We start from the raw sequence: 18909 nt of genomic DNA, 5'->3' as shown, positions 1-18909 counted from the left end.
GATGTCACCACCCCGTAAGGAGTCGATCATGCAGCCCCACCGGCGGCGCCGCCCTGGTCGGGGTCAGGGTCCCGACCCCGGGGGTCCTCAGGGTGCGCCTCCGCCGCACGGCGGTGCCCAGGTCGTCCCGCAGGCTGATGACCCCTGGGGGGCGAGCGCATACGGTGGAGTCATGGGTAAGACGATTCTGACCATCCTCGGTGTGCTTCTCGCGGTGTGGCTGGTGGTCACCGTCATCGGCGCGGTCTTCTCGATGCTGAAGTTCTTCTTCTTCATCGGACTCGTCGCCGTCGTGGTGGTACTCGCCGTGACCGCGGTCTCCAAGATGTCGAAAAGCCGCTAGGCGAGCGGCCCGATCCCCTTGCCGCGATGTCACCGGTGACCGCATGATGCCGGAATAACCAGGCGGTCATCGGCGAAGGGGCCCAACGTGCCAGGTCTTGACGGAGTGCTGCGCGAACGAGCGCTCGCCTATCCCGATCGTGTCGCGTACATCGCCGGCGACACCGAGATCTCCTACCGCGACTTCGACCGGCGCGTCGACCGGGTGGCCGCGGCCCTCGCCGCCGCCGGATTGGGCCCCGGCGACCGGGTCGCCGTCCTCGACAAGAACTCCCTCGAATACGCCGAGCTGCTCTTCGGCGCGACCCGGATCGGCGCCGCGCAGGTCCCGGTGAACTACCGGCTGGCGCCCGACGAGGTCGCCTACATCGTCAACAACGCGCAGGCGAAGGTCTTCGTCGTCGGCCCCGAGTTCCTCCCCGTCCTGGACGCGATCGCCGGCAAGCTGGAACACACCGACCTGACGGTCGTCATCGCCGGCGCCGACCCCGCCCACCAGGACTATGCCGCCTGGATCGACGCCGCCCCCGCCGAGATCCCGGCATACGAGCCCGACAGCGGGGACGTGTTCGTCCAGCTCTACTCGTCCGGCACGACGGGGCTGCCCAAGGGCGTCATGCTGACGCACGACAACTTCCTCGCGGCGCTCGCGGCGACCAACGACGTGTGGAACATCGACGAGTCGTCCGTGCTGATGATCGCGATGCCGATGTACCACGTGGCCGGCAACGTGCTCACCGTCTCCGCGGTCTACAACGGCCTCACCGGGGTGATCACGCGCGAGCCCGACCCGACCGCGATCGCGCGGGGCATCGAGCGGAACCGCGTCACGCACATCTTCCTCGTCCCGGTGCTGCTGCAGTTCATGCCGCTGATCCCCGAGGTCACCGCGTCCGACATGTCCAGCCTGCGGCTCATGCTGTACGGCGCGTCCCCGATCAGCGAGGACGTCCTGCGCACCGCCATGGCGATGCTGCCGACCACCGAGTTCCGGCAGGTGTACGGCCTGACGGAGGTCACCGGTGCGATCACCTCGCTGCCCCCCGAGGACCACGACCCGGACGGTCCGAACGCGCACCGGCTGCGCAGCGCCGGCCTGCCGAACGACACCACCGAGCTCAGGATCGTGGACCCGGCCACCGAGGAGGAGCTGCCGTCCGGCCGGGTGGGCGAGATCATCTGCCGGACGCCGCAGAACATGAAGGGCTACTGGGGCATGCCGGACGCGACCGCGAGCGCGCTGTCCGAGGACAACTGGTTCCGGACGGGCGACGCCGGCTACCTCGACGAGGACGGCTACCTCTACATCCACGACCGCGTCAAGGACATGATCATCTCGGGCGGGGAGAACATCTACCCCGCCGAGGTGGAGAACGTCCTGATGGGCCACCCCGCCGTCGGCGACTGCGCGGTCATCGGCGTCCCGGACGAGCGCTGGGGCGAGACGCCGAAGGCGATCGTCGTGACGACCGAGGACGTCTCCGACCAGGAGATCATCGACTACTGCCGCGACCGCCTGGCCCACTTCAAGTGCCCCACCTCGGTCGAGCGCCGCGAGGCGATCCCGCGCAACCCCACCGGAAAGATCCTCAAGCGCGACCTCCGCGCCCCCTACTGGCAGGGCAAGGAGCGCGGAGTTCAGTAATTTATGCATTTCTCTCCTCCTTCGGGCCTGGCGGCCCTCCATCGTCGAGAAACGCGGGGCGATCGCTGACGTATTTACTGCAGCGCCCTTCTCCTTCGGGCGCTGAGCGCCCTCCATCGTCGGGCACTGCGGGCGATCGCTGGCATCGCTTCGTCTCGCCTTGCGGCTCGCTGCGCGATCAGATTCTTGCTTCGCTCGAATCTGCCTTCGGACGCGATCGCGACCATTCAGGTTGTTGCGGGGTTACCAGGTCGCGGGGTGCGAGGGGTGCGAGGTGCGAGGGGGGTGGGGTTACTGGTAGCGGACTACCGCTGAGAGGGGGCGGTGGTCGGAGGTCTTGACGGGGGTCGCCGGGACGCTGCAGGAGACGGCGGCCGACTTGCCGATGAACAGGTAGTCGGTCTTGGTGAGCGCGGTGCCCTGCCAGTTCTGCCGGGTGTTCGCCCCGGTCCGGGAGGAGCCGGACTGGTCGCACTCGTCGTAGGCGGCGTAGAGGGGGTCGAGCGCCGGGCTCTCGGGGGCGTCGGCGAGGTCGCCGCCGACGAGGACGCGGTCCGTGCCCGCGAGGGTGGTGAGGGCTCCGGCCTCCTTGCGGCGCCACTGGGCGCTTTCGGTCTCGCTGAGCTGGGCGACGCAGACGCGGGTCGTCCAGGACGTGACCTCGCCGCACAGGGCGATCCGGGTGCTCCCGGAGGGGGCGGGCAGCCTGGCCTGCCGGTGCGCGGTGAGCGGGGCGTCGGTGCCGATGGCGACGCCCGCGCGGCCCTGCCCGGCCGCGCACGCCTCGTCGCCGGGCGCGAACGCCCAGCTCCACTTGGGCAGGGACGTCTTGAACGTGCGGATCTGACCCTCGCAGACCTCCTGGAGGAGGGCGGCGTTCGGCCGCACCGTGCGCCCGCCGACCTCGGTCGCCCGCATCCGCTGGACGACCTCCTTGGTGAGCTTGGCGGGCGCGGCGCCGGAGGGGCAGTCGGAGCCGCCGCAGACGTTCCAGCTCACCGCGTTGATCGTCACGGCGGCGGGGCGGGGGGCCGCCCCGTCGGCGTGGGCGGGACCTCCGCCGCCCGGCAGGCCCTCGATGCTGGCACCGGTGGCGGCCGCGGCCACGACCGCGGCGGCCGCACAGACCGAGAGCAGGGGAATCAGGGCGCGGGGGGATCGCACACGTGCTCCAGACGGGGAATGCTGCGGGGGTGATGCCGGAATCTCACCACATCAAGATCGCATCCGCCAGCCGTTCGCGACCACTCGGTCACCGGAGGGCGGGGGTCTACCCGATCAAGGCTAAGGGGCCCCGGCGGATGCCGGAGCCCCTCTGCCGCTAGTCGAGCAACGCGGTCACGGTGCCCGCGCCGACCGTCCGGCCGCCCTCACGGATGGCGAAACCGAGCCCCTCGGTCATCGCGACCGGCTTGCCCAGCTCGACGGCCATCTCGACCGAGTCGCCGGGCAGCGCCATGCCGCCCTCGCCGAGGTCGACGCCGCCGACCACGTCCGTGGTGCGGAAGTGGAACTGCGGCCGGTAGCCGTGGAGGAAGGGCCTGCTCCGCCCGCCCTCGTCGGCGGTCAGCACCCGGACCTGCGCCCGGAACCGCAGGTGCGGCCGGATCGCGCCCGGTGCGCTGACCACCTGACCGCGCCGCACCTGGTCCCGCTTGACGCCGCGCAGCAGCATGGCGGTGTTGTCGCCCGCCTCGGCGTGGTCCATCGTCTGCCCGAACGTCTCCAGCCCCGTCGCGACGGAGCCGAACGTCGCGCCGAGCCCGACGACCTCCACGGCGTCCCCGACCCGTATCGCGCCCTGCGCCACGACGCCGGTCACGACGGTGCCGCGCCCGGTGATCGTGAGGACGCTCTCGACCGGCATCAGGAACGGCCTGTCGAGCACCCGGCGCGGCACGGGCACGTAGGCGTCGATCGCGTCGAGCAGGTCGACGATCCGGGCCGTCCAGTACGGGTCGCCCTCCAGCGCCCGGAGGCCGGACACGCGCACGATCGGGACCTCCTCGCCGGGGAACCCGTACTCGGTGAGCAGCTCCCTGACCTCCAGCTCGACGAGGTCGAGGAGCTCGGTGTCCTCGACCATGTCGGCCTTGTTCAGCGCCACCACGACGTGCCCGACGCCGACCTGCCGCGCCAGCACGATGTGCTCGCGCGTCTGCGGCATGGCGCCGTCCTGGGCGGACACGACCAGCACGGCCCCGTCCACCTGGGCGGCACCAGAGATCATGTTCTTGACGTAGTCGGCGTGGCCCGGCATGTCGACATGGGCGTAGTGCCGCGTCGCGGTCGCGTACTCGACGTGCGCGACGTTGATCGTGATGCCTCGGTCGCGCTCCTCGGGCGCGCGGTCGATGCGCTCGAACGGCACCGGGGACGCCAGCCCGCGGTCGGCGAGCACCTTGGTGATCGCCGCGGTCAGCGTCGTCTTGCCGTGGTCGACGTGCCCCATCGTGCCGATGTTCAGATGCGGCTTGTCGCGCTCGTAGAGCTGCTTGGCCATGGTCTCGTCCTCACTGGTGGATCCGGTGAGAACCGATTGGGCGCACACAGGCGCCCAGTGCTGGACCACCCCCCTCCGCTGGTTCTCCGGAGGCGGGACGGAGAGGGGTCAGCTTCGGACTGCCGCGCCCGCTGCCACTGCCGAGAAGGCAGCCGGCACCGCGCTCAGCAGGGCGATGCCTGCGAGCGTCCGGGTGCCGGCTGCGAAGAACATGCCTCGGACATTACGGCCGCCCCCGGCGGAAGTCGACCGATTATTCAGCCGCCCGCGGGGCCCGGTCCACGATCGCTGTGTTCAGAAGGGCGCTGGACTGGGTCGTCGTGCCCGGCGGCCCGAACGGATGGCCCTTGCCCGCGATGACGGTGCGGGTGCCCAGGAAGCGGTGGGTCACGCGGTCGAAGACCAGCTCGTCGCGGACACCGTCCCGGACACGGGTGACCGCGAGCCCATGGCGTCCCGCGGCGTCGACGCCGGCCCGGGCCGCGGTGGCGAGGGGCGGCTCGTTGTCGGCATGCGCCGGCCTCTCGGTCGTGGACGTTTCCCCCCTTGTCCGTGCGGCCGTGCGCGGGTCCCTCCGGTTCAGGCACCGTCCTCGACGACGCCGGCCTCGCGTTCGGGAGTGCGCAGGAGGAGGTAGCCGAGGAGGGCGCCCGCGAGCTGGAATCCGGCGATCGCGAGGACCAGGCCGACCGGGCCGATCGCGTCGGCGGACGCGGCGGTCAGCGCGGCGCCGACCGCGGATGCGCCGATCTTGAGGCTGCCGCCCGTGGTGTTGACCTGACCGAGCCGGTCCGGGGGCGACTCGCGCTGGCGCAGCATGAGCGTGGCCGCGAACACCGGTCCCTCCGCGATCCCCGCGAAGACGAACGCCGCCGTCGCCCATGGCATGGACGGCGTGACGGCGAGGGCGGCGAGCGACGCCCCGAACGCGACGAGCCCGGCGATCATGACGGGTTCGGCGTGCTTGGGCGTCAGCCACCGGCTGGCCGCCAGGGAGCCGATCAGCGAGCCGACCGCCATGGCCACCAGGAGCCGTCCGCCCGCGCTGGGCGGCGCGCCGATGTGCTCGGCGAGCAGCACCGCCGTGACGGCGACGCCGCCGAAGCCCATCCACGCGAGCGTCGTCGCGACGGTCAGCGCCCGCAGCACCCGGCCCTGCGCCAGCACCACCAGCCCGCCCGTGATCACCGAGACCACTCCGGCCGGCACCGGACGCGCCTCGGCGCCCGTCGCCGTCTCGATGGCCGCCGCCCGCCCGCCGACCGCGCCCGTGTCGGCGGCGGCCTCCACCGCAGCCGAACCCGGAGCCGCGCCGTCCGCGCTCGCGGACGGGCCGGGAAAGGGCAGGAACGGGAGGGTCAGGAGGCCGAGGGCGCCGACCGCGACCACGGCGATCCCGGCGTACTGGCCGCCGGCCACGGCGGCCAGGCCGGCGGCGAGGCCGGGGCCGGCGATCCCGGCGACGTTGTAGCTGGAGGCCTCCAGGCCGTAGGCGCGCGAGAGCCGGCCGGCGGGGACGAACCGGGGCAGCAGGCTGGTCAGCGCGACGACGATGGGCTCGGTGCAGCCGATCACGGCGGCGACGACCAGCGCCAGGACGAGCGGCGAGCGCCCCGCGAGGACCAGCAGCAGCCCGGTCGCGGCGACGTAGCAGACGGCGAGGGCGACGGCGCCGCGGCGGGGGCGCGCCACCCGGTCCAGCGCGTTCCCGATCACGGGCCCGCTCAGCACGTACGGCAGCGTCATCGCGGTCTGCAGGTACCCGGCGGTGGCGGCGTGGCCCGTCCGCGCCTGGACGGTCAGGACGAGCGCGGTCGCGACCCCCTCGGCGGACACGCGCAGCATCGTCGCCGACGTGAGGTGGAGGGGAAGCCCCGCGTTCCTGCCGATCACCCTCGAATGGTGGCATAGCGTCCGCCACCTAGACTGCGGAGGGTGACGGCAGCGAAGACAGCGCACGAGCACCGGGTCACCAGCGAGGTCGGACGGCTGCGGACGGTGCTGCTGCACCGTCCCGGCGCGGAGCTCAAGCGGCTGACCCCGCGCAACAGCGACAAGCTCCTGTTCGACGCGATCCCGTGGGCGGGCCGCGCGCAGGAGGAGCACGACGCGTTCGCCGAGGCGCTGCGGTCGCGCGGCGTCGAGGTCCTTTACGTGACCGAGCTGCTGCAGGACGCCCTGGAGTACGAGGGCGCGCGCGAGCAGGCGATCGCCGACGCCATCGTCGACCTGCGCCTCGGCGACCAGCTCCGCCGCGTCGTCGAGGACCATCTGCGCGGGCTCGACCCGGAGAACCTCGCGCACACCCTGATCGCCGGGCTCGCTCACGAGGAGCTGAAGGCCGGGCACGGCCTCGTCTACCGGCTGATGGACGAGCAGGACTTCATCGTCGACCCGCTGCCGGGCCTGCTGTTCACCCGCGACAACAGCACCTGGATCGGCGACCGCGTCGCGGTGACGAGCCTCGCAATGGAGGCGCGGCGGCGCGAGTCGGCCCTCACCGGGCTGGTCTACGCGCACCATCCGCGGTTCGCCGGGGTGGAGCCGGTCTACACGCCGTCGCTGGAGCATCTGGAGGGCGGCGACGTCCTGCTCCTGCGCCCGGGTGTGGTCGCCGTCGGCACCGGCGAGCGGACGACTCCGGCGGGCGTCGAGCGCCTGGCCCGCCAGGTGATCGGGGCCGGCCTGGCCCGTACGGTGCTGGCCGTGCCGATCGCGCAGGAGCGCGCCACCATGCACCTCGACACCGTCTGCACGATGGTCGACGTCGACACCGTCGTGATGTACCCGCCGGTGGCGCACTCGCTGACCGCCTACACGGTGACGCTGGACGACGGCCACCTGCACGTCGCCGAGCCGCGCCCGTTCCTCCAGGCCGCCGCCGACGCGATGGGCCTGGACCGCCTCAAGGTGATCGACACCGGCCTCGACCCGGTCACCGCCGAGCGCGAGCAGTGGGACGACGGGAACAACACCCTGGCCGTGGCCCCGCGGCTGTGCGTCGCCTACGAACGCAACATCGAGACCAACGCGCAGCTGGAGGCGTCCGGGATCGAGGTCATCCGGATCAGCGGGAGCGAGCTCGGGACGGGGCGGGGCGGTCCCCGCTGCATGTCGTGCCCGATCCTCCGCGAGGAGATCTGAGCCTCGCCCGAGCCGCACGGCTCAAGAGCGGATTTTGTGTTCTTCCCGGCGCCGGGGGCTCAGAGGCGCGCGGCGCCGGGAAGAACCATCAACGCTCGCGATGTCGACGGGGGCACGACATCGCCCGAGCGTTGGAGAGGACCATACAAGGTCGGGCGGGGTTCCTTCCAGGCAGGGTCGCTCTATGCCGGATATGCCCGGCTTCGAGCCACTTCACTCCTGCTTCCGTTGCAGAGGTCTTCGTCCGGCTCGTCGAGCAGGTCCGGAAATGCGGAGAGATCCGGTACGACGGCGTGCGCACCGGCAGGAGCGTCCATCCGGTCGTCGCCGGACGACCTGGGCGTCCGCAGAATGGCCCAGACCGTCGTGGTGCCGTCCTCGTGGCGTACTCCCCAGCCCTCGGACAGGGCCTCGACGATGCCGAGCCCGCGCCCGCCGAGCGAGGACAGCGTTCCCGGGCCGCGACGCGGCTCGGTCATGGCGCCGCCGTCGCTGACCTCCACTTCGAGGAGGTCACCGCGGCACAGCCAGCAGACCTTCACCTGGCCGGACGGCAGCGGCCGCGCGTGCCGCAGAGCGTTGCTGAGCAGCTCGCTGACGATGACACTGGCGTCGTCCACGACCGAGTCGTAGACGCCGGAGTCGGTCAGCTCCGAGCTGAGGCGCCTGCGGGCGACCGCGACGCTGGACGGTGCGTGTGGCAGCAGTACGACGCTCGACGCCCTCACCTCCCCGATACTCCGCTCGCTCGGACGAGTCCCGTCATCACCCTTCCGGTACGTCCGAAATGCCCTGATGGCCATGACGGGAAACCCGAACGGATCAGTTCACCACCTGCACAACGAGTCATCGGCCGTCCGGTCACGGTGATCACCCCCGGGATCGGAATCTCGTCACCAACGGCGACCAACCAAGGATCTATCCAGCCAACGGCGGATTTACTCCTCACACACGCGTTTCGTCCGTCACACCCCGCCGACACCGCACTTCTCCGCACCGTTCCCAGCCTGCCACCCCGCGAGACCGCCGAAAGCGCTGGTCACGCACGTCTCACCGGACCGCCCGGGACGGACTGTCCGCACGGTAAGTAACCGTCCGCTCAGCGCGCCGGACGCAACACGAGGCGCATGCACGTCCCCTCGCCCGCCCGTGCGCCACCTGCGGGTCCGCGCCTTTCGGTGACGGAGAGTAGTCGAGTGGTCTGCTGCTCTTCGGGGATTTCAGCGCCAAAAGTCCCGTTATTGGAAGTTTGGGTGGGTTCGATGTGAGATGTCTCACGTCGAGCGGGATGGGCGGAGATCGTGCCGCCCTGCGCCTCCGTCAGCCGTCTGACGATGTACAGGCCGAGCCCGATTCCGCCGAACCGGCGGCGGTCCCCCGCGTCCCCCTGGACGAACCGCTCGAAGATCCGCTCATGGTCCCCGATCGGGATGCCGATGCCCTCGTCGGAGACCGTGACGACGATGCCCGGGCCCTCGCGGCGGGCCCGCACCCGCACGGTTCCGCCGTCCGGGGAGTACTTGAACGCGTTCTCCAGCAGTTGCCCGAGGACGATGTCGGTGGCCATCGCGTCCCCGCTGCACAGCGGCAGGTCGGGCTCGATCTCCAGCTCCACCCGGTGCAGCGGCGACAGCGAGCGGAACCCGGCGACCACGCCCTCCAGGACGCGGGCGAGGTCGAACGGCTCGATCGTCACGGCCAGCTCGTCGGCCCCGGCGCGGGAGCCGAGCAGCAGGTGCTCGACGAGCCGCCCGAGCGACTGGGCGCGCTCGGCGATGGTGGCGACGGCGGCGCGGCGGTCGGCGTCGGTCAGCTCGTCCCACCGGTTGACCAGCGTGGACGCGAACCCCTGCACGACCGTGATCGGGGTCCGCAGCTCGTGGCTGGTCGTGGCGAGGAACAGGTCCTTGGCCTCCTCCAGCGCCTTGGCCTCCGAGACGTCGCGGAAGTCGACGACCAGCTCGCCGGTCTCCTCGATCTCGGCGGCCAGCACGTTCAGCCACGTGCCCGACTCCAGGCGGAACGTGAGCATCTCGCCGAGCGCGGGCATGTCGAACGGCAGCGGACGCCCGATCGCGTCCTCCGGCGGGATGCCGGTGAGGGTGTGCGCGGCGTTGTTCCAGTGCCGGACGACGAGGTCGTGGTCCAGCACCGCGATGCCGTCGGCGCTGGAGTCGATGACGGCGCGCTCGTGCGCCCGCTGCCGGACGACCTCCGCGTAGGCGACGGCGTTGCCGACCGCGACCCCGGCGTGCCCGGCGAGCAGCTCCAGCAGTTCGAGCTCGGTGTGCCCGACCTTGCGGCCGGAGAACAGCGCGTACATCGCGCCGTACGGCCGGTTCTGCAGGTACGACAGGCCGAGGGCGATCGTGTGCAGGCCGGGCAGCTCCGACCAGATCAGGTCGCCGAGGCGCCGCTCGCCCGTCGCCAGCTTGACGGTCTTGCCCGACCGCAGCAGCTCCCCGACCAGGCTCGGCCGCAGCTCGGCGCACCGGCCGCGCATCCGCTCCGGCAGCCCGGACATGCTGACCAGCCGCAGCCGATCGCCCTCGATCTTGACGAAGCCGCCGGCGTCGGCGCCGGTGAGCTCGATGAGCGCGGCGGTGATCCGGTCGAGCACGACGGCGAGGTCGAGCTCGGCGCCGAGGTCGGCGACGATGTCGTTCAGCCGCCGGACGAGCCGGGCCCGCTCGGTCATGCGGTGCTGGACGATCTCGTCGTCCTCGACCGGGTGGTACACCCCGACCCAGCCGAGCAGCGTGCCGCTCGGATCCTTCAGCAGGCTCGTGTCGATGCGGACGTCGATGAGCCGTCCGCCGCGGTGGAAGCGGCGGGTGGCGATCGAGATCTGCCCGCCGTCGCCGTCGCCCTCGCCGCCGGGCCGGGTGAGGAGCCGCTCCTGGACGGCGTTGTGCTCGGCCTTCAGCTCGTCGGGGACGATCGGCGGGACCCGGCCGAGCACCTCCTCGGCGGTCCAGCCGAACATGCGCTCGGCCGCCGGGTTCCACACGGTGACCCGGTGCCGCTGGTCCACGGCTACGATCGCGTCGGCGGCGCTCTCGATGACGGCCCGCGCGATCGGATCGTGCACGTGCTGATACACGTCTGTCATCGTGCCACCGCACTCCGGCCTGCCGCCGGGCAACTTGCGCCGAAACTTGCTTTCGACCCAAACCTTACCGTCTGGTAAGCCTGCCGATGAGCAGGGCCGCGACCCCTGCGACCAGGAACGACAGCAGCGAGGCGCTCATCCACGTCTGCGGCGTGACGTGCAGCGCGTCCCGGACGTCCGACCAGAACGCGGTCCAGCGGGCGACCGTGCCCGGGTTGACGAGCTGGTAGACGACGAACCCGATCGCCCATGCCGCGATCATGCCCCAGCGGGACGGCGCGGTCCGCGAGACGTCCCAGCCGCCCGCCCGGCGGCGGCCGAGGAAGAAGTCGGCGGCGAGGACGCCGAGCATCGGCACGAACACCGATCCGATCAGTGACAGGAAGCCGGCGTAGTCGCCGATGTCCAGGACCAGCGCGAGCACGGTGATGCCGATGCCGAGCGCGACGCTCAGCACCCGGCGGTCGGCCCGGGGGAACAGGTTCTGGATCGACACCGCGGTGGAGTAGGTGTCGGCGAACGACTGGTCGGCCTCCCGCAGCACGAACACCGCGAAGAACACCACGCCCAGCGAGGCGCCGAGGAACGGGTCGAAGATCTTGCCCGAGTCGCCCGCGACCAGCGCCAGCGCGAGCAGCCCGAGGACGTAGGCGACGATCTGCGTGACGGAGTAGCCGACGGCCGCGGCGCCGAACGCCCCGCGCTCGGTGCGCGCGTGCCGGGTGTAGTCGGCGGCGACCGGGACCCAGGAGATCGACACGGCGAGCGCGGCGTCCGCGCCGAGCCAGAACCCGCCCCACGAGCCCTGCGTCAGGTCGGGCAGCGGCTCCCGGACGAGCCGGACGTAGAAGTACACGAGCGCGATCGCCACCGCGACGGTCACGTAGCGGCGCAGCAACCGCACCGAGCCGAGCGGCCAGACCGTCAGCACGGTCGTGACCGCGCCGGCGGCGACCACGTAGCCCCAGCGCGGGACGCCGTCCCACAGCTCGCGGGCGGCGTCGGCGATGACGATCAGCTCGAAGGTGCCCCACCCGACGAGCTGGGCGATGTTGAGGACGGTCGGCGCGTACGACAGCTTCGCGCCGAACAGGCCGCGCAGCAGCACCATTGCGGGCTGCCCGGTGCGCGCGCCCGGCACGGCGGCGAGGCCGAGCATCAGCCCGCCGAGGATCGTCCCGACGGCCATCGCGACGATGCCCGCCATGATCGAGATCGTCGGCCGGCCGTCGGCGTCCGGCGCGAGGACGGTGTAGGCGCCGGAGAAGGCCAGAAGGCTGACGCCGAGGTTCCCCCAGAAGGCGCTCTGGTCCCAGAATCCGAGGACCTTGGGGGCCGGCTCGTCGAGGGTGTACGGGACCTCGTCGCGGGCGCGCTCGCCCTGAGGGCGCTTGTCGACATCGGACGTCACGGGACACGCTCCCTACGCCGGCATTACCCGGACAGGTTCATGCGGTCGGCGACGCCTTGGAGGCCGCCCTCTCAGCCCGGCTGTGGCCCGAGCTCCCGCGGTTATCGGTCAGGCCCGATCGTACAACCGCCCGTCACGCCCTAAAAGAGGGCATCCGGGTCAGATCACACAACATCCGTTAGATCACGCGACGTAGGGCGGGCCGTCCCCCGCACCCTCCATCGGGCGCCCGGCCTCGGCCCACCCGTGCATGCCGTCGTCGACGTTCCTCGCCAGCCACCCCGCCTGGTTCAAGGCGGACGTGACCTGCGCGGACCGTGCCCCGGACCGGCAGATCACATAGACCTCCCGGTCGCGCGGGACCTCCCCCGCGCGGTCGCCGAGCTGGCGCATGGGGATGTGGACCGCCGCGGGCGCGTGGCCCGCGTCCCACTCGTCCTGTTCCCGGACGTCCAGCAGGTAGCCGTCCTGCGGAACGTCCGCGGCGACCACGGCCGGTACGTCTTCCCCGAAATTCATCACACCCCCCATGGAACCGCGCGAAGCCCCCCTGCGTCGAATCACGCATGCGGTATCGGACGCTCCTTTTGGCAGCGCCCGGGCTGGCCATGCTCCTGTCCACGGCCGCCTGCGGCGACGAACAGGCAAACGGAAACTCCGCCGGAGCACCTTCGGGCACGACATCCGTGCAGCCGTCCGGCTCACCGGCGGACACGCTGACCGTGCAGGTCAAGGCCTCCAAGGAGGCGCCCGCCAAGACCTGGCGGCTGACCTGCGACCCGCCCGGCGGCGACCATCCCGAGGCGGCGGGCGCCTGCGCGGCGCTCACCAAGGTCAAGGAACCCTTCACACCCGTCCCCAAGGACCAGATGTGCACCAAGATCTACGGCGGTCCGGAGATCGCCACGGTCAAGGGCACCTGGCAGGGCAAGCAGATCGACACCACGTTCACCCGCGACGACGGCTGCCAGCTGCACCGCTGGAGCCAGATCGGCCCGGTCTTCGGGAACGTCCCGAAGGTCCGCTGACCCCGTCCCGACCCATCTCGATCCATCCGGACGAGCCATCCCCGTTCCGGCTCCGTTCACGACCCGAAGGCCAGGCCCCGGCGCCCGCCGGGGCCTGACCCGTCTCACTGCGCGTGCGGCCGCCGGTCAGAGCCAGCCGCCGATGCTGCGGTTCTGGGAGACGGCGGTGTCGAACGCCAGCGGGCAGGCCAGCACGAGCGTGCGCATCGGCTCCTGCAACTGGACGTGCATGCGCAGGACGTAGCGGTCGGCCCCGGTGAACACCTGGGAGAGGAACTCGCCCATCCCGTCGAAGCCGCGCTGGATGCGGGCGAGCTCCTGCTGCTGCCAGTCGGTGATCCGGCCGCTCAGCAGCTCGTAGTAGCCGATCTGCCGCTCGTGCGGGTCGAGGATCTCCCAGCCGCGCATCGCCCGCTTGCGCAGGTGCCCGACCAGCCCGCCGTGCGGGGTCAGGATCTGCATCCGGGGCGTGCCCATGAACCCGTACGGCTTGTGGAACAGGAAGTACGGCATGCCGTCCGGACGGAAGATCGACAGCTTGCGCTCGGCCTTGGTCTGGCTGCCCTGGTTCATGACGCGCAGGGCCTTCTTCGCGCCGCTCACACCCTCCTCCCGGACGTACGCCGCGGGCTGCCCCTGCGGGCTCCAGATCGTGTAGTTCGCCTCGGTGGAGAAGAACTGCGCCGGCTGGTCGTAGACGAGGATCGGCGACCCGTACAGGTCGGCGGGCTGCTGCGGCGGCGGCTGGTGGTGCTGCGGATGCTGCGGCATGGGGTAGCCGCCCTGCTGCGGTGCCGGGTAACCGCCCTGCTGGGGTGCCGGGTAACCGGGCGCCTGCGGCGGACGGCCGTAGCCGGGAGGCGGGCCCTGAGGCGGGTACGGCGGAGCGGGCGGAGGCGCGCCGTAGGGCGGCGGCGGGGCGCCGTGACCAGGGCCGCCGGGCGGGAAGGGTGGGGGTGGGGGGTATCCCATGGCGGCTCCTGAGAACGCGATCACCGCAGTCGACGCGCGACAGGATACGCCCGGGCCCTCCGGCCCACGGCCGGATTCGCCCGGCGCTACTTGAGGAGGCGGGACATGCGGCGGTCGGCGAGCGGCTTGCCGCCCGTCTGGCAGGTGGGGCAGTACTGGAGCGCGGAGTCGGCGAACGACACCTCGCGGACCGTGTCCCCGCACACCGGGCATTTCTGCCCGGCGCGCCCGTGCACCCGCAGGCCGGTCTTCTTCTCGCCCTTGAGGTCCTGCGCTTCGAGGCCGCGCGAGCGCTCCACCGCGTCCCGCAGCGTGGTGACGATCGCCTCGTGCAGGACGGCGACGTCCTCCTCGGTCAGCGAGGAAGCGATCTTGAACGGGGACATCCTGGCGACGTGCAGCACCTCGTCGGAGTAGGCGTTGCCGATCCCGGCGATCACCTTCTGGTCGCGCAGCAGGCCCTTGATCTGGCCGCGCTTGCCGTTGACGATCCCGGCCAGGGCCGCGGTGGTGAACGACTCGTCCAGCGGGTCGGGGCCGAGGGACGCCACGCCGGGCACGTCGTCGGGGTCGCGGACGACGTAGACGGCGAGCCCCTTCTTGGTGCCGGCCTCGGTGAGGTCGAAGCCCGAGCCGTCGTCCAGGTGCACGCGCAGGGCGAGCGGGTTCTTCCCCCCGGGCCGGACGGGCTTGACCGGGATCTCGTCGCGCCAGCGCAGCCAGCCGGCGCGGGCGAGATGGACGACGAGGTGCAGCCCGTCGACGTCCAGGTCGAGGAACTTGCCGTGCCGGGCCGCGCCGGTGACGGTCAGCCCGCCGAGCGCGGTCACCGGCGGGTCGTAGGTCTTCAGCGCGGAGATGGCGAGAACATCGACACGGGCGACGGCATGGCCGACCGCGCGCTCCCGCAGGAACCCCGCCAGCGCCTCCACTTCAGGTAGCTCAGGCATGGCTTCAGTATCCGCGAAGAGCAGCGCCGCCGGAACGTTCGTCCACAGCCCTGTGGACACCTGTGGAAAACCCTGGGGCCGGTGTGACCCGGATCTCGGAATCACCCATACCCCCTAGGGGTTGTCACAGGTGTCCGGTTATGGCAGCATGAGGCCGACGAGATACCCCCCAGGGGTAATAAGCGAAGGAGACGCCGATGAGCACCGCCACCTACACCGTCAGCGGGATGACCTGCGGCCACTGCGTGAGCTCGGTGACCGAGGAGGTCGAGCAGATCACCGGTGTGACCGGCGTGGACGTCGACCTCCAGTCCGGCAGGGTCACCGTCACCAGCGAAACCCCCCTCGACGACGCCCGGGTCAAGGACGCCGTCGAGGAGGCCGGATACCAGCTGACCTCATGAGCGGACCGCGCCTCGCCCCCGGGCGGGGTGCGTCCCTCGGAACATCGAGCGGAGTGAACGGCATGAACAGCGCGACCAGGCTAGGGGCCTACGCCGTGGGTGTGGCGGTCGTCTTCGGCGGCGCCGCTGGCGTCGGCAAGATCGTCGGTCCCGTCGGCGGCACGGCGGAGATGGCGTCCCATCAGAACGGCGGGGGCCACGGCGGTGCGGGCGAGGGCGGCGGGCACGGCGCCGGAGGCCACGAAGGCACGGCGTCCCACGCGCCGGGCGGGCTCCAGGTGTCGGAGGACGGCTTCACGCTGGCCCCGGAGCGGACCGTCCTCGACTCCGGCAAGAAGACGGACTTCCGGTTCACGATCAACGGACCGGACGGCAGGCCCGTCACCGGGTTCACGCCGCTGCACGGCAAGCGCCTGCACCTGATCGTGGCGCGGCGCGACCTGTCCGGCTTCCAGCACCTGCACCCGACCGAGGCCGGGGGCGGCGTCTGGACCGTCCCGATCACGCTGGCCAAGCCCGGCGTGTACCGGTTCTTCACCGACATCCAGCCGGCCGGCGCGAAGCGGCAGATCACGCTCGGCACGGACGTGTTCGTCCCCGGCGACCTGCGCCCGGCCCCGCTGCCCAAGCCCGAGCAGGTCGCGAAGGTGGACGGCTACGAGGTGCGGCTCACCGGGGGCCTCACTCCCGGCAGGTCCACCGAGCTGACCCTCGCCGTGAGCAAGGACGGCGAGCCGGTCACCGACCTGCAGCCGTACCTGGAGGCCTACGGGCACCTCGTCGCTCTGCGGCAGGGCGACCTGGCCTACCTCCACGTCCACCCGGACGGGGAGCCCGGTGACGGCGAGACCAGGCCCGGTCCCGGCATCACGTTCTTCGCCGAGGCGCCCAGCTCCGGCGCGTACCGCCTGTACCTGGACTTCAAGCACGACGGCAAGGTCCGCACGGCCGAGTTCACGGTGCACGCCGGGCACGTCCCCGTCCAGGAGCAGGGCGAGGAGCCCGAGCAGGGGCACGACGACCAACCCCACACCCACTGACGTTCCGCACGATCGAAGCAGAGGAGGACGCGATGAGCACGGACGCTGTGTCCGGGCGTATCGAGCTGGCGATCGGCGGTATGACGTGCGCGTCGTGCGCCAACCGCATCGAGCGGAAGCTCAACAAGCTGGACGGCGTGACCGCCACGGTCAACTACGCCACCGAGAAGGCCAGGGTCGAGTTCGGGTCGGGGGTGTCGCCCGAGGAGCTGGTCGCCACGGTCGAGAAGGCGGGCTACTCCGCCGCCCTCCCCGCCCCGCCGAAGGCCGCCGAGGACGCCGCCCCGGAGCCGGCCGACGAACTGCGCCCGCTGCGGCAGCGGCTGGTCACCGCGGTGGTGCTGTCGGTCCCGGTGATCGCGATGGCGATGATCCCGGCGATCCAGTTCGAGGCGTGGCAGTGGCTGTCGCTGACGCTCGCCGCCCCGGTCGTCGTGTACGCGGGCTGGCCGTTCCACCGGGCCGCGGCGGTCAACCTGCGGCACGGCGCGGCGACCATGGACACGCTGATCTCGCTCGGCACGCTGGCCGCGTTCGCGTGGTCGCTGTGGGCGCTGTTCTTCGGCACCGCGGGCGAGCTGGGCATCAAGCACGGGTTCGAGTTCTCCATGACCCGCTCGGACGGGTCGATGAACATCTACCTGGAGGCCGCCTCCGGCGTGATCATGTTCATCCTCGCCGGGCGGTACTTCGAGACGCGCTCCAAGCGCCGCGCGGGGGCCGCGCTGCGGGCCCTGCTGGAGCTCGGCGCCAAGGAGGTCTCGGTCGTCCGGGACGGGCGCGAGGAGCGGATCCCGGTCGACCGGCTCGCCGCGGGCGACCTGTTCGTCGTCCGTCCCGGCGAGAAGATCGCCACGGACGGGACGGTCGAGGAGGGCTCGTCCGCCGTGGACGCGTCCATGCTGACCGGCGAGTCCGTCCCGGTCGAGGTCGGGCCCGGCGACACCGTGGTCGGCGCGACCGTGAACGCGGGCGGGCGGCTGCTGGTGCGCGCCACCCGGATCGGCTCCGACACCCAGCTCGCGCAGATGGCGCGGCTGGTGGAGGACGCGCAGACCGGCAAGGCGCAGGTGCAGCGGCTCGCCGACCGGATCTCGGGCGTCTTCGTCCCGGTCGTGATCGCGCTGGCGCTCGGCACGCTCGGCTTCTGGATCGGCACCGGCGAGCCGCTCGCCGGCGCCTTCACCGCCGCGGTCGCCGTGCTGATCATCGCCTGCCCGTGCGCCCTCGGCCTCGCCACCCCGACCGCGCTGATGGTCGGGACGGGGCGCGGCGCGCAGCTCGGCATCCTGATCAAGGGCCCGGAGGTGCTGGAGTCCACCCGCGCGATCGACACCGTCGTCCTGGACAAGACCGGCACCGTCACCACCGGCCGGATGGCCCTGGTCGACGTCATCACCGCCGACGGCGTCGCGGAGGAGGACGTGCTCCGGCTGGCGGGCGCGCTGGAGAACGCGTCCGAGCACCCCATCGCCCAGGCCATCGCGAAGGGGGCCGTCGAGCGGATCGGCGACCTCGGCGCGGTCGAGGACTTCGCCAACGTCGAGGGCCTCGGCGTCCAGGGCGTGGTGGACGGCCACGGCGTCCTGGCGGGCCGCCCGCGGCTGCTCGCCGAGTGGTCGCAGCACCTCACGCCCGACCTCGAAGGCGCCATGGAGAAGGCCCGGGCGCTCGGCCGCACCGCGGTCGCGGTCGGCTGGGACGGCGAGGCCCGCGCGGTGATCACCGTCGCGGACCAGGTCAAGCCCACCTCGCGGGAGGCGATCGAGCGGCTGCGCGCGCTCGGGCTGCGCCCGGTCCTGCTGACCGGCGACAACGAGACGGTGGCCCGCACGGTCGCCGCGGAGGTGGGGATCGAGGAGGTCATCGCCGACGTCCTGCCGCAGGACAAGGTGGACGTCGTCAAGCGCCTCCAGTCGGAGGGCCGGACGGTCGCCATGGTCGGCGACGGGATCAACGACGCCGCCGCGCTGGCCCAGGCCGACCTCGGCCTGGCGATGGGCACCGGCACGGACGTGGCGATCGAGGCGTCCGACCTGACCCTGGTGCGCGGCGACCTGCGCGCCGCGGCCGACGCCATCCGGCTGGCGCGCCGCACGCTGGGCACGATCAGGGGCAACCTGTTCTGGGCCTTCGCCTACAACGTGGCCGCCCTCCCGCTCGCGGCGTCGGGCCTGCTCACCCCCATGATCGCCGGAGGGGCCATGGCCTTCTCCTCGGTCTTCGTCGTGACCAACAGCCTGCGCCTGAAGCGTTTCTCTGCCTGATCGCGGTCGTGGGGTGCCGGGCCCTGGGGGCCCGCCCCGCCGGCGGGGTACGGCGCCGACATCGTCTGCGGCGACGTCCAGCCGCTCGGGC

At 71.9% G+C, this 18909-nt stretch carries 16 protein-coding genes and 1 riboswitch; of the genes, 7 read left to right on the top strand and 9 right to left on the bottom strand.

Going from position 1 to position 18909, the window contains the following annotated elements:
* The first annotated feature begins 172 nt into the window (after window positions 1–172).
* Window positions 173–343 carry a hypothetical protein gene (locus AB0H37_RS15735; protein ID WP_329097067.1) on the top strand — a complete coding sequence of 57 codons (171 nt, stop codon included), beginning with the start codon at window positions 173–175 and terminating at the stop codon, window positions 341–343.
* A gap of 87 nt (window positions 344–430) precedes the next feature.
* Window positions 431–1987, top strand: coding sequence for a long-chain-fatty-acid--CoA ligase (locus AB0H37_RS15730; protein WP_360613260.1), 1557 nt, complete (start codon window positions 431–433; stop codon window positions 1985–1987).
* A gap of 291 nt (window positions 1988–2278) precedes the next feature.
* Here AB0H37_RS15730 and AB0H37_RS15725 read toward each other — a convergent pair whose 3' ends face one another.
* The 3 genes from AB0H37_RS15725 to AB0H37_RS15715 all read right to left on the bottom strand — a co-directional run bounded on the left by AB0H37_RS15725 (window position 2279) and on the right by AB0H37_RS15715 (window position 6383).
* Complete coding sequence (locus AB0H37_RS15725) at window positions 2279–3151, bottom strand: endonuclease/exonuclease/phosphatase family protein (RefSeq protein ID WP_329097071.1); 873 nt, start codon at window positions 3149–3151, stop codon at window positions 2279–2281.
* Between the two features lie 157 nt (window positions 3152–3308).
* Complete coding sequence (tuf, locus tag AB0H37_RS15720) at window positions 3309–4490, bottom strand: elongation factor Tu (protein ID WP_360613257.1); 1182 nt, start codon at window positions 4488–4490, stop codon at window positions 3309–3311.
* 579 nt (window positions 4491–5069) lie between these two features.
* On the bottom strand, window positions 5070–6383 hold the full coding sequence (locus AB0H37_RS15715; RefSeq protein WP_360613255.1) for an MFS transporter: 1314 nt from the start codon (window positions 6381–6383) through the stop codon (window positions 5070–5072).
* 42 nt (window positions 6384–6425) lie between these two features.
* On the opposite strand from AB0H37_RS15715, the gene AB0H37_RS15710 reads away from it, so the two are divergent.
* On the top strand, window positions 6426–7634 hold the full coding sequence (locus AB0H37_RS15710) for an arginine deiminase (RefSeq protein ID WP_360613254.1): 1209 nt from the start codon (window positions 6426–6428) through the stop codon (window positions 7632–7634).
* 182 nt (window positions 7635–7816) lie between these two features.
* Here the strand turns inward: AB0H37_RS15710 and AB0H37_RS15705 are convergent, their stop codons facing one another.
* From AB0H37_RS15705 to AB0H37_RS15690, 4 genes are all read right to left on the bottom strand, one after another.
* Window positions 7817–8362: an ATP-binding protein gene (locus AB0H37_RS15705; RefSeq protein WP_229810171.1), complete on the bottom strand. Its 546-nt coding sequence runs from the start codon at window positions 8360–8362 to the stop codon at window positions 7817–7819.
* Window positions 8363–8733: 371 nt separating this feature from the next.
* Entirely contained in the window at window positions 8734–10746 is a 2013-nt protein-coding gene (locus AB0H37_RS15700) for a PAS domain-containing protein (protein WP_360613252.1), read from the bottom strand.
* A gap of 64 nt (window positions 10747–10810) precedes the next feature.
* Window positions 10811–12157, bottom strand: a complete 1347-nt coding sequence (locus AB0H37_RS15695) for a cytosine permease (RefSeq protein WP_360613250.1) — start codon at window positions 12155–12157, stop codon at window positions 10811–10813.
* A riboswitch (TPP riboswitch) is annotated at window positions 12150–12266 on the bottom strand. (Overlaps the previous gene by 8 nt.)
* Before the next feature lie 74 nt (window positions 12267–12340).
* Complete coding sequence (locus AB0H37_RS15690) at window positions 12341–12676, bottom strand: rhodanese-like domain-containing protein (RefSeq protein ID WP_179831559.1); 336 nt, start codon at window positions 12674–12676, stop codon at window positions 12341–12343.
* A 167-nt stretch (window positions 12677–12843) separates the two neighbouring features.
* On the opposite strand from AB0H37_RS15690, the gene AB0H37_RS15685 reads away from it, so the two are divergent.
* The gene (locus AB0H37_RS15685; protein ID WP_360613248.1) at window positions 12844–13185 is read left to right on the top strand and encodes an SSI family serine proteinase inhibitor; all 342 of its coding nucleotides are present in this window, start codon (window positions 12844–12846) and stop codon (window positions 13183–13185) included.
* Window positions 13186–13311: 126 nt separating this feature from the next.
* Here the strand turns inward: AB0H37_RS15685 and AB0H37_RS15680 are convergent, their stop codons facing one another.
* Window positions 13312–14157: a hypothetical protein gene (locus AB0H37_RS15680; protein WP_329097087.1), complete on the bottom strand. Its 846-nt coding sequence runs from the start codon at window positions 14155–14157 to the stop codon at window positions 13312–13314.
* Window positions 14158–14243: 86 nt separating this feature from the next.
* Window positions 14244–15107: a DNA-formamidopyrimidine glycosylase family protein gene (locus tag AB0H37_RS15675; protein ID WP_360613245.1), complete on the bottom strand. Its 864-nt coding sequence runs from the start codon at window positions 15105–15107 to the stop codon at window positions 14244–14246.
* Between the two features lie 197 nt (window positions 15108–15304).
* Here AB0H37_RS15675 and AB0H37_RS15670 point away from each other — a divergent pair, with 197 nt between their 5' ends.
* From AB0H37_RS15670 to AB0H37_RS15660, 3 genes are all read left to right on the top strand, one after another.
* Window positions 15305–15511, top strand: a complete 207-nt coding sequence (locus tag AB0H37_RS15670; protein WP_179831555.1) for a heavy-metal-associated domain-containing protein — start codon at window positions 15305–15307, stop codon at window positions 15509–15511.
* 62 nt (window positions 15512–15573) lie between these two features.
* Window positions 15574–16551, top strand: a complete 978-nt coding sequence (locus AB0H37_RS15665; protein ID WP_360613243.1) for a hypothetical protein — start codon at window positions 15574–15576, stop codon at window positions 16549–16551.
* A 32-nt stretch (window positions 16552–16583) separates the two neighbouring features.
* Window positions 16584–18818, top strand: coding sequence for a heavy metal translocating P-type ATPase (locus tag AB0H37_RS15660; protein WP_360613241.1), 2235 nt, complete (start codon window positions 16584–16586; stop codon window positions 18816–18818).
* Window positions 18819–18909: the final 91 nt, after the last annotated feature.

Origin of the sequence: Actinomadura sp. NPDC023710 (assembly GCF_040639875.1) — a bacterium.
Classification (GTDB): domain Bacteria; phylum Actinomycetota; class Actinomycetes; order Streptosporangiales; family Streptosporangiaceae; genus Spirillospora; species Spirillospora citrea.
Note: the sequence above shows the minus strand (reverse complement) of the source record. Positions and strands in the feature narration are given on the sequence as shown.

Coding starts and splice junctions, on each gene's coding strand:
- AB0H37_RS15735 (WP_329097067.1), top strand. CDS start 173: ATGGGTAAGACGATTCTGACCATCCTCGGTGTGCTTCTCGCGGTGTGG.
- tuf (WP_360613257.1), bottom strand. CDS start 4,490: ATGGCCAAGCAGCTCTACGAGCGCGACAAGCCGCATCTGAACATCGGC.
- AB0H37_RS15700 (WP_360613252.1), bottom strand. CDS start 10,746: ATGACAGACGTGTATCAGCACGTGCACGATCCGATCGCGCGGGCCGTC.
- AB0H37_RS15690 (WP_179831559.1), bottom strand. CDS start 12,676: ATGAATTTCGGGGAAGACGTACCGGCCGTGGTCGCCGCGGACGTTCCG.
- AB0H37_RS15680 (WP_329097087.1), bottom strand. CDS start 14,157: ATGGGATACCCCCCACCCCCACCCTTCCCGCCCGGCGGCCCTGGTCAC.
- AB0H37_RS15675 (WP_360613245.1), bottom strand. CDS start 15,107: ATGCCTGAGCTACCTGAAGTGGAGGCGCTGGCGGGGTTCCTGCGGGAG.
- AB0H37_RS15670 (WP_179831555.1), top strand. CDS start 15,305: ATGAGCACCGCCACCTACACCGTCAGCGGGATGACCTGCGGCCACTGC.
- AB0H37_RS15665 (WP_360613243.1), top strand. CDS start 15,574: ATGAACAGCGCGACCAGGCTAGGGGCCTACGCCGTGGGTGTGGCGGTC.
- AB0H37_RS15660 (WP_360613241.1), top strand. CDS start 16,584: ATGAGCACGGACGCTGTGTCCGGGCGTATCGAGCTGGCGATCGGCGGT.